The sequence below is a fragment of the Bradyrhizobium guangdongense genome (genome assembly GCF_006483445.1).
In the GTDB taxonomy this organism is placed as follows: Bacteria; Pseudomonadota; Alphaproteobacteria; order Rhizobiales; family Xanthobacteraceae; genus Bradyrhizobium; species Bradyrhizobium guangdongense_A.
The window spans coordinates 1-8,791 of the sequence record NZ_PPPT01000063.1; the positions used below are offsets into that span (position 1 = coordinate 1).

The 8,791-nt window shown below is 65.4% G+C and carries 9 protein-coding genes and 2 pseudogenes; 6 read left to right on the forward strand and 5 right to left on the reverse strand.

The window, feature by feature from the left end:
- Positions 1-218 (forward strand): annotated as a pseudogene (locus C2U70_RS09295) (response regulator); the annotation flags it as partial.
- Positions 219-361: 143 nt separating this feature from the next.
- Complete coding sequence (locus tag C2U70_RS09300) at positions 362-1,009, forward strand: glutathione S-transferase family protein (protein WP_140977704.1); 648 nt, start codon at positions 362-364, stop codon at positions 1,007-1,009.
- A gap of 325 nt (positions 1,010-1,334) precedes the next feature.
- Here the strand turns inward: C2U70_RS09300 and C2U70_RS09305 are convergent, their stop codons facing one another.
- Positions 1,335-1,745 carry an NADH:ubiquinone oxidoreductase subunit NDUFA12 gene (locus C2U70_RS09305; RefSeq protein WP_140977711.1) on the reverse strand — a complete coding sequence of 137 codons (411 nt, stop codon included), beginning with the start codon at positions 1,743-1,745 and terminating at the stop codon, positions 1,335-1,337.
- 214 nt (positions 1,746-1,959) lie between these two features.
- Between C2U70_RS09305 and C2U70_RS09310 the strand changes: the two genes are divergently transcribed.
- The 3 genes from C2U70_RS09310 (at position 1,960) to C2U70_RS09320 (ending at position 5,520) form a co-directional block, all read left to right on the forward strand.
- On the forward strand, positions 1,960-2,625 hold the full coding sequence (locus C2U70_RS09310) for a BA14K family protein (RefSeq protein ID WP_140977705.1): 666 nt from the start codon (positions 1,960-1,962) through the stop codon (positions 2,623-2,625).
- Positions 2,626-2,839: 214 nt separating this feature from the next.
- Positions 2,840-3,259, forward strand: coding sequence for a response regulator (locus C2U70_RS09315; RefSeq protein WP_140977706.1), 420 nt, complete (start codon positions 2,840-2,842; stop codon positions 3,257-3,259).
- Positions 3,256-5,520 (forward strand): CHASE3 domain-containing protein, encoded by a 2,265-nt coding sequence (locus C2U70_RS09320; protein WP_186294153.1) that lies wholly within the window; start codon positions 3,256-3,258, stop codon positions 5,518-5,520. Before C2U70_RS09315 ends, C2U70_RS09320 begins: the two co-directional genes overlap by 4 nt.
- On the opposite strand, the pseudogene C2U70_RS09325 reads toward C2U70_RS09320, so the two are convergent.
- Positions 5,517-5,665, reverse strand: a pseudogene (locus C2U70_RS09325) (EamA family transporter); the annotation flags it as partial. The gene C2U70_RS09320 and the pseudogene C2U70_RS09325 sit on opposite strands and share 4 nt — an antisense overlap.
- 301 nt (positions 5,666-5,966) lie before the next feature.
- On the opposite strand from C2U70_RS09325, the gene C2U70_RS09330 reads away from it, so the two are divergent.
- On the forward strand, positions 5,967-6,722 hold the full coding sequence (locus C2U70_RS09330; RefSeq protein ID WP_140977708.1) for a hypothetical protein: 756 nt from the start codon (positions 5,967-5,969) through the stop codon (positions 6,720-6,722).
- On the opposite strand, the gene C2U70_RS09335 is transcribed toward C2U70_RS09330, so the two are convergent.
- From C2U70_RS09335 to C2U70_RS09345, 3 genes are all read right to left on the reverse strand, one after another.
- Positions 6,719-7,366 (reverse strand): hypothetical protein, encoded by a 648-nt coding sequence (locus tag C2U70_RS09335; RefSeq protein WP_140977709.1) that lies wholly within the window; start codon positions 7,364-7,366, stop codon positions 6,719-6,721. The two genes, C2U70_RS09330 and C2U70_RS09335, sit on opposite strands and share 4 nt — an antisense overlap.
- 36 nt (positions 7,367-7,402) lie before the next feature.
- A complete protein-coding gene (locus C2U70_RS09340) occupies positions 7,403-8,002 on the reverse strand; it encodes a papain-like cysteine protease family protein (RefSeq protein WP_140977710.1) in 600 nt (199 codons plus the stop codon).
- An 18-nt stretch (positions 8,003-8,020) separates the two neighbouring features.
- On the reverse strand, positions 8,021-8,791 hold a 771-nt coding region (locus tag C2U70_RS09345; RefSeq protein ID WP_210243902.1), incomplete at its 5' end, for a lanthionine synthetase LanC family protein.

The following is an 8,791-nucleotide window of genomic DNA, read 5'->3' on the forward strand; positions in this document are numbered from 1 at the left end:
TCACCGACGTGATCATGCCGGGAGGCATGAACGGCCGGCAGCTCGCCGAAGAGGTCAAGCGGCGGCGCCCGCAGGTGAAAGTGCTCTACACGTCCGGCTATACCGAGAACGCGATCTTCCACCACGGCCGCCTCGACCCGGGTGTGATCCTGCTCGCAAAACCCTATCGCAAGAGCGATCTGGCCAAGAAGATCCGCGAGGCGCTCGTCGCTCCCTGAGCCGACGGACGCCGGTGCTCACGCCGTGCAGGCAGTGCGATCACTGCTGCCATGACGGTGTCAGGAGCCTGCGGCGACGATCCGGGTCGCGACCGGCGCCCTCTGGCGCTTCCCGGTCGTGAGCGCGCAGGAGGGACCTGATCATGGCGCGATATCGTCTTCACTGCGTCGGCGCATCCGGCAATTCATTCAAGGTCGCGCTCTTCCTCAACTGCGCAAGCCTCGATTGGGAGCCTGTCGGCGTCGACTTCGCCGGCGGCGAGACTCGTGCCCCCGACTGGCGCGCAGCAACCAACGCGATGGGCGAGGTCCCAGTCCTCGAGGTCGATGGCCGCCATATGAGCCAGTCGGGCGCGATCCTGTCGTGGCTCGCGGAGACGCATGGTGTGTTCGGCCCCGGCAGCGCGGAGAAGTACGAGGCGATGCGCTGGTTGCTGTTCGACAACCACAAATTCACCTCCAGCTTCGCCCAACACCGTTTCATGCGCTGCTTCATGCCGGAGCCTGCGCATCCCGCCCTGCTCGGCTATCTGCGAGCGCGAACCGAGAGCGCCTTTGCGATCGTCGACCGGCATCTTTCCAACCGCAGCTTCGTTCTTGGCGACCGGCCGACGATCGTGGACTTTTCGATGCTGGGCTATCTCTACTATCCGACCGAGGAGACCGGCTTCGATCTCGCCGCGACCTTCCCCGCGATCGACGCCTGGCGGCAGCGCGTGGCGGCATTGCCGGGCTGGAAACCGCCTTACGAGATGATGCCCGTGGGTAACTCGCCGGTCCTGCATCTCTGAGAATCCTAGTCCAACAGAAAAAGGCCGCCCGGTTTCCCGAACGGCCTTTCCTGTCTCACGATGGCTGCACATATCACCGGGCGATTTCGGAACTTCTGGACCGGGGGCCTATCTCCCGATCGAGTCCTGCTCGGCAGCCGCTGCATCTCGGGGCAGTCATGATCTGTTGCCCGAACCGACGCGATGGTCTCCCATCTCCGTAAGATGGGTTGATTAGGCCGCACGGCGCCTGCGGACGCAACGGCCGCGGATGCGGCGTCCCCGCTGATCCCGTTGTTCACAGGCTCAGATGCGGATGCGCGTGCATCCATATCGAGGAAGAAAATTAGTTGCCGGGCGTCCAGGCCTGGTAATCGCCGGTGGCCTTGGGGCGCTTGCCGCTCGCGAGTGTCGAGCCGGACGGCCGGTACGCGGCCGGCGTTCCCGTCAGGTTCGGTTGATGCGGCTTTTCCCATTCGCGCGGCTTGTAGCCGTCCTCGGTCGGCGGCACGTCGACGACGTGGTGCAGCCAGCCATGCCAGGACGGCGGCACGCGGCTCGCCTCGGCATAGCCGTTATAGATCACCCAGCGCCGCTCGAAGCCGAGCGTGGGATCAATCACCCCGCCCTTGGTCCGGTAGTAGCGGTTGCCCTGCTCATCCTCACCGACCAGCTCGCCGTACCGCCAGGTCCAGAGCTGCGTGCCAAAGGTCTGGCTGCTCCACCAGGTGAAGAATTTGAGGAAGAATTGTTTCATGCGGCGCGGGCCCTGCTGTCTGAAGGCCCTGATGCCATCCGGCAGCTCAATTGTCCAGTTGGCGGGGATGCGGACCTGCCGCAATGCGGTCGCGATCTGTTCATGGCTGGTACAGCCGCCCAATGAAAGGCTCTCCCGCGCGCGCAATCGTGTGCGCGGCTCAGGAACCACGGCCCCGTCGCGGGGTTTGTCCTCCCTGGAAAAGGAGCCGAATATGAACAGTCTCAGAGTTTTAAGCGCCGCAGCGGCGATCGCGCTGGCGACCTCGACCGCGAGCTTCGCGCAAGGCCCGGGTCACGGTGGCCGCGGTCCCGGCGCCGGTGGCGGTGGTCACGTCTCGATGGGCGGCGGCGGTGGCGGTGCCCGGATGGGCGGTCCAGGACTTAGCGCAGGACCTGGCGCAGGCGCGGCCTTCCATGGCGGCGGCAGCTTCGCAGCATCGCGGCCGAGCGTCGGCGCCGGACCGGCCTTCGCCGGCGGGCGCGGATTCACGGCAGGCGCCACGCGGCCGAGCATCGGCGCGGGGCCGGCATTTACCGGTAGCGTCGCAGCAGCTTCTCCCGGTTCGGGGTGGCGCGGCGGCAATTGGAACGGTGGTAACTGGAACGGTCGCCACTGGCATCATCGCGGCGGCGGATTCTGGCCGGGCGTTGCGGCGGGTGCCGCGATCGGCTCGTCCTATGCCTATTATGGCGGCGGGCCCTACTACGACGACTCCTACTATTACAACGACGGCGGCTACTATGATGACGGCCCGACCGTCGCAGTGGCGCCGGAGGGCGGCGATTCCGTCGCCTACTGCCAGCAGCGCTACCGGTCATATGACCCGGCGTCAGGCACTTATCTCGGCTATGACGGCCAGCGTCACCCCTGCCCGTAGCGAACCGGCATTACGCGCGTTCGTCACATGATCAAAAAGGCGTCGCTGCTCGGCGGCGCCTTTTTTCTGTGCGGTGCGCGCGATTGCGTCCGCGGGGAACCTCTATGCACCGCACCGTGCATATCTACCCCGATCCAATCCAAAATTGACCCGACGCGCGATTCGCCTATATCACCAATCGCTGTGGGGACTTCGATATCGGTTAGGCAGAGTCATGCCGCGTATACTCGTGGTAGATGACGATCCGATGGTCGGCGCGACCATCGAGGTCCTCCTCCAACGCCAGGGCTTCGACGTCACGTTGACTGACGGCGGAGAGGCGGGGTTGGCTGCGCTCGAAACGCAGACGTTTGACGTGATGCTTGTCGACATCTTCATGCCGCACATGCGCGGCTACGAATCCATCCGCATCTTTCACGAGCGCGCACCCAACATTCCGCTGATCGCGATGTCCGGCTACGCCTTCGCGTCGTCGGCCTCGCCCTCTCCCGACTTCCTGCGCCTGGCGCTCGAGCTCGGCGCGACGCGCTGTCTGCGCAAGCCGTTCACGCCGGACTCGCTTCTGACCACCATTCAGGAATGCCTCGGCCGGCCCGACGAGAGCACTCCGACGAAGGACAAGTCATCCCCTTGATCCCCTCGCAGCGCGTCATTCTTGCAGCCGGCCTTGCGATCCTCCTGATCATTACCGCGGCTTCGATCGGCCTCGACGTCAAGTCGCGCGGCGACACCACATGGGCCAACAACGCGGTCGAGGTGCTGAAGAAGATCTCGGATTTGCGCGTGCTGGTCCGCAGTGCCGAAAGCGCGGCGCGCGGCTACGAGCTCTACCGCAGCCGGGGTTTCAGCGACGAGTTCCAGGCGACGCGCGTGCGGGTCGCACCCGCGCTCGCCGATTTGAAGCGCGCCGTCCGCGACAATCCCGATCAGGTCACGCTGATCGAGACGACCGAGCCGCTGATCCAGCGCCGCATCGACATCGCCGCCGAGGCGATGCGGCTGCGCGCCGCGCACGACGATGCCGGTATCGCCGCGCTGCAGGGCAAGGCCGAAGGCCGCGGCCTGATGGACACGGTCAGCGCCAATCTCGACCGGCTGACCGCGGCGGAGGAAAAGCTGCTCGCCGCGCGTGAGGCCGACTCGCGTCGCACCGGCATCGTGCTGCTCGGCATCGACGTCGCCGGCGCGGTGCTGATCCTGCTGCTGGTCGTGCTGTTGATGCGCGAGACCCAGCGCACCAAGTCCGCGCTGCAGAGCACGCTGCACGAGACCAGGGCCGCCAACGAGGCGCTCGAGGCTGCCGTCGCCGAGCGCACCGAGCATCTCGTCGCCGCCCATGACGAGCTCCGCCTGTCGGTCAACGTGCTGCAGAGCACCTTCAACAGCATGGCCGAGGCCGTTCTCGTCATCGACAATCAGGGTGACGTGCTGCTGTCGAACCAGGCCGCCGAGCGCACCCTCGTCCATCGCCCCAGCATGAACCTTCAGTCGATGCGCGATCGCGCCATGACCGTCACCCGGGGGGACGGCACGCCGCTCCGGTTCGACGATCTGCCGTCGGCGCGCGTCCTGCGCGGCGAGGAGTTCGACGAGCTCGAGATCGTGATCTCGGCCGAGAGCGGCAGCCCGCCCCGTCACTTCATCGTCAGCGGCCGGCCGATGCGCGACGCCCAAAGCGCGATCAGCGGCGCGGTGCTGGTCTATCACGACGCGACCGCCTCGCGCGACACCGAGCGGCAACTGGCACAGTCGCAAAAGCTCGATGCGATCGGCAAGCTCACCGGCGGCGTGGCGCACGACTTCAACAATATGCTCACCGTGATCTCGGGCAATACCGAGACGCTGGTGTCGGAGCTGAAGGACCAGCCGGAGCCGCAGCGCGTGGCAAAACTGATCCTGGAAGCCGCCGATCGCTGCGCCGAGCTGATCCAGCATCTGCTGGCGTTTGCCCGCAAGCAGCCGCTGCAACCGCGCGATGTCGAGGTCAACGCCGCGCTGACCGACATCGCCAAGCTGCTGCGCCCGACGCTCGGCGAGCAGATCACGATCGAGACTGCGCTGGAACAGGGCTCGGTCACCTCGCACATCGATCCCTCGCGCCTGACCAATGCCGTGCTCAACATGGCGATCAACGCGCGCGACGCCATGCCCAATGGCGGCAAGCTGCTGCTCGAGACCCACAAGGTCGAGCTCGACGAGGCCTATGCGCAGGCCAATCCCGGCGTGGTGCCCGGCCCTTACGTGATGGTCGCGGTCTCCGACACCGGCACCGGCATGTCCAAGGAGATCCAGGAGCAGGCCTTCGAGCCGTTCTTCACCACCAAGGAGGTCGGCAAGGGATCCGGCCTCGGCCTCTCCATGGTCTACGGCTTCGTCAGGCAGTCCGGTGGTCACATCAAGATCTACAGCGAGCTCGGCCACGGCACGACGATCAAGCTCTATCTGCCGCCGGGCCAGGGCGAGACCGAAGCGACCGGCACGGTCGCAGCTCCCGCGGCCGGCGGCGTCGAGACGATTTTCGTCGTCGAGGACGACAATCTCGTGCGCACCTTCGTCACGGCGCAGCTCGAGAGCCTCGGCTACCGGACCATCGCCGCCGCCGACAGCCGCGCGGCGCTCGCCTTGATCGACAGCGGCGTCGCGTTCGATCTCTTGTTCACCGACGTCGTCATTCCCGGCGGCATGAGCGGGCGCGAGCTCGCGGAAGTCGTGGCCAAACGCCGCCCGGGGCTGAAGGTGCTGTTCACCTCGGGCTATACGGACGATGCGATCATGCAGCAGGGCAAGCTCGGCGAAGGCGTGCTGCTGCTGACAAAACCCTACCGCCGCAACAAGCTCGCCGACATGATCCGGCATGCGCTCAACGGCGGCGGCGCCGAGGCCAAGGCGTCCTAGCCCCTTGTCGCCAGCACCACGGCGGCGAGCGTGAAGACGAGCGCCGCGATCTGCCCGGGCCCCAGCGGCTCATGCAGCGCGATCGCCGAGGACACCACGCCATGGTGCCGATCGCGGCGACCGAGGCCGGCAGCCGGGTGAGCGCTGGTCGATCGCGGTGAACCTTTCGGCCTTCTACCGGCGCGACCAGCTCGCGGAGATGATCCGCATTGCGCCCAATGGCGGCGGACACTGACTGCTCGCGCAATCACCGGCCTGCAGGATCGGCGCGGACGCCCTTGCGCTCGCCGAAGCGCTCCGTCGCAGGCTCGAACGAGAGACTTTCACAAACACGCAATACTCGCTAGAGTTGCCGAGAGGCGCGAGACGGGACGCCATATGCGCCCTATGTCCATGCGCTCCATATTTCCGATTCGTTTGTGGTCTTATGAACATAGGGATATGTCATGCAGTCCAAATATTCTCTGGACATCACAGATAGGCGCAACCGCAACGGCGTGCTTCTCTCCCGCATCGTTCGCAACGACGGCACGCGCGGCGGCTACGTGCAGAGCGAAGCGAATTTGAGCCAAAGTGGAACCTGCTGGCTCCACAACGACTCCGAAGCCTTTGGCGACGCCAGGATAACCGAGAACGCGCAGGTATATGGCCAAGTCTTTGGCCATGCGTCCGTGAGCGGCGACTGCAAGATCAACGGACAAGTCTTCGACTCCGCCGTCGTCGGCGAACGCGCCCAGGTCATGGGACGCGTGTATGGACGCGCAAATGTTCGCGGTAGCGCCCGCGTCATGGGCGAAGCGTTGGACGACGCGATCGTCGACGGCGCCGCACTGATCCTGGGGCGCATCATGGGCGCCGCCAGGGCCGGCGGAAACGATATCGTGATCGGCGTGCGCTTCGTGCCGAATGCTCCCGGCGCGGGTGCTCCGGGTGCTGCGCCACCAGCCCCTCCAACCGTCGTACTCGCCGGCTATTCTGCCCAGGCCCCCGTCAACGGCGCGGTCAGGATCTACCTCGAGCCGTCGTTTGAGACTTTCGTCGACATCCACGACCCCCAGCAGAGCATTCTTGGCTGGACAGAGCTCAACAAGGCAACGGGGCTCGCGCAGCTTTCCATCAAGGCCGCCGCGAAAGTCGACATCGGCAGGATCAAGCGGTCGATCAGCGCGGCGGCGCTCTCCGCAGCCGGTCAATCCGGCTAGGCCGGCGGCCCCAGCCCCTGGATCACCGGCTCCTTCTGCAGGAGACTGAAGAACTCGTCGCTGTCGTAGATGCGCTGATACTGCAGGTGCGTGAAGCTTTCGGGCATGTCGACGACGACGACGCAGTCCTTGTCGGGGTAGGACAGCCAGAAGCAATGGACGTACTTCGACGGGATCACCAGGAGGCGGATCAGCGGATTGCCCGTGGCGTTCTTGTCGATCCAATAGGCCGCATTGCGAATCCACCGCGGCAGGTTGTTGCCAGGCGGCGGCGTGGTGATGGCTTCGAGCTTCGGGACTCCGCCTGGTCCCTGCACGATCGACCGCGCAGACGCCACCACTTGCGTGCTTCCGGGCGCCGCGCCGGGCGCATTGCTCGTCACGCTGATATTGTGATGAAAGGTACCCGTGTCCCGCGCGCCCGCGCGGAGCAGATTTGATGCGCCGCCCGGCGCCGCGCTGATCCGATCGTCGACGACCCATAGGGGGAACGTCTCGGTGATTTCGTGCACCGGCGGCGCGGCACCGGGCACCTTGCTCAGAAGTTCCCCCGGCTTCGAGGGCGGGGGACCACCCAGCTTCGCGCCAATCTGCTTGGCAACGCTTTGCTTCTGCTGCTCAGTCAATTCGACGGTGTAAGCCATGACTCAATCGCTCCGTTTCCGAGGCAAGTGGATCGTTCAGACGCCCGCTGCGGGCGCAATCTGGAAATCGGAGTAGGTGCCGGCCCATCGGCCCATACCCCGGCCGTTCCTGATGTAATCGTAAGAGACGGGAGATTCGATACCAAACCACGGATCAAAAACCTCGAGCGTCCCATCGGCGTAGACGCCCGTGATGAGCACGACGTGCGCGCCATGGGTGTTCCACTTGTACATCACTTCCACGGGGCAACGGTTGGTCAGGATTTGCTGGCGTATCTCGGCCAGCGTCAGCACTCGCTCGCTGTTGACCGGCGGGGACGGCATGTCAGGGTTGACGTTGATCTCCAGATGCGAATACGCCGTCTCGGGCCAAGCGCCCATGTCGCAGGCATCGGGATTGGAGCAACAATCCGGGATGTTGTGCACGATGCTGGCGAGATGGCACATCGTCGGCGGTCCCGCGATATCCTGGTCCGCCACGCCGAGATGGCTGGCGACCATGACCGTGCAGGCCGCCCAGCACCAATTGGCCTGGGGGCGCTGCGAAACATAGGCGATGCCCAAAGATTGGACCGGCGCCGCACCGGGCGCACTCGTGACTTCCGTACCACTGCCGGGCGTTACATAGACCGCCATCACAACCTCCAAAAATTGCTATTCGAATGATTCAAACAAGTTCACCACCGAGGGTAGTTTTACGCCAGAGAGCGACAAGAGCCCGTAACCGACGCCGGACATGCCGAGCATAAGTCCTGGCCTGGCGACGACATCGCCCGGCCAGTCGCGGAATTCGCCCATGTCGATGATCCCATCGGCGACGGTCTCGGCGGCCTGATCGACCTTTTCCGAGAAGGCCGGGATCGAGAGCATCGCACCACCGATACGGCATACTTCAGCGAGCCCGATCGTTCCGTGGCAAAGCCCCTCATCCCGCTCAGGACTGTCGATCGAGACACACAACGCCTCGTGGGTTCTCTCCAGCGCGGTAACCGCGACGGAACGATGGTGATCCCCAAGCAGGATGTCGCTGCGCATCGCCTGCAATCGCGCGATCGCAATGCCGCCGGCGCCGTGGCACCACGCGTCGAATCCCCGCTGCGCCGGCGTATCCGCGCGAAGATCGGGCCAGCTGCCGAGCCGCGGGTCGAACGCCTGTTCCTCGTATCTGAACGCCGAACGGGCGCCCGCGAGGAAATCCGCGCGGCCGGATCTCTCAAACAGCCGCAGCAGCGTCACCGCCATTCCCGAGGCTCCATGGGAAAGACCGCATAGCGGCACGCTGCCGCTCACCGCGCCGTTGATATCCCGTGGCAGCCAGGCGAATCCTCCGCCGCGCGCTTCGGCGCGGCCGAGGATTTCCTCTCCGAGCCGCGAGGCTAGCGCCGACAGATGCGTCCGGAAGCCATGCGGCTCGGAGAGGAAATC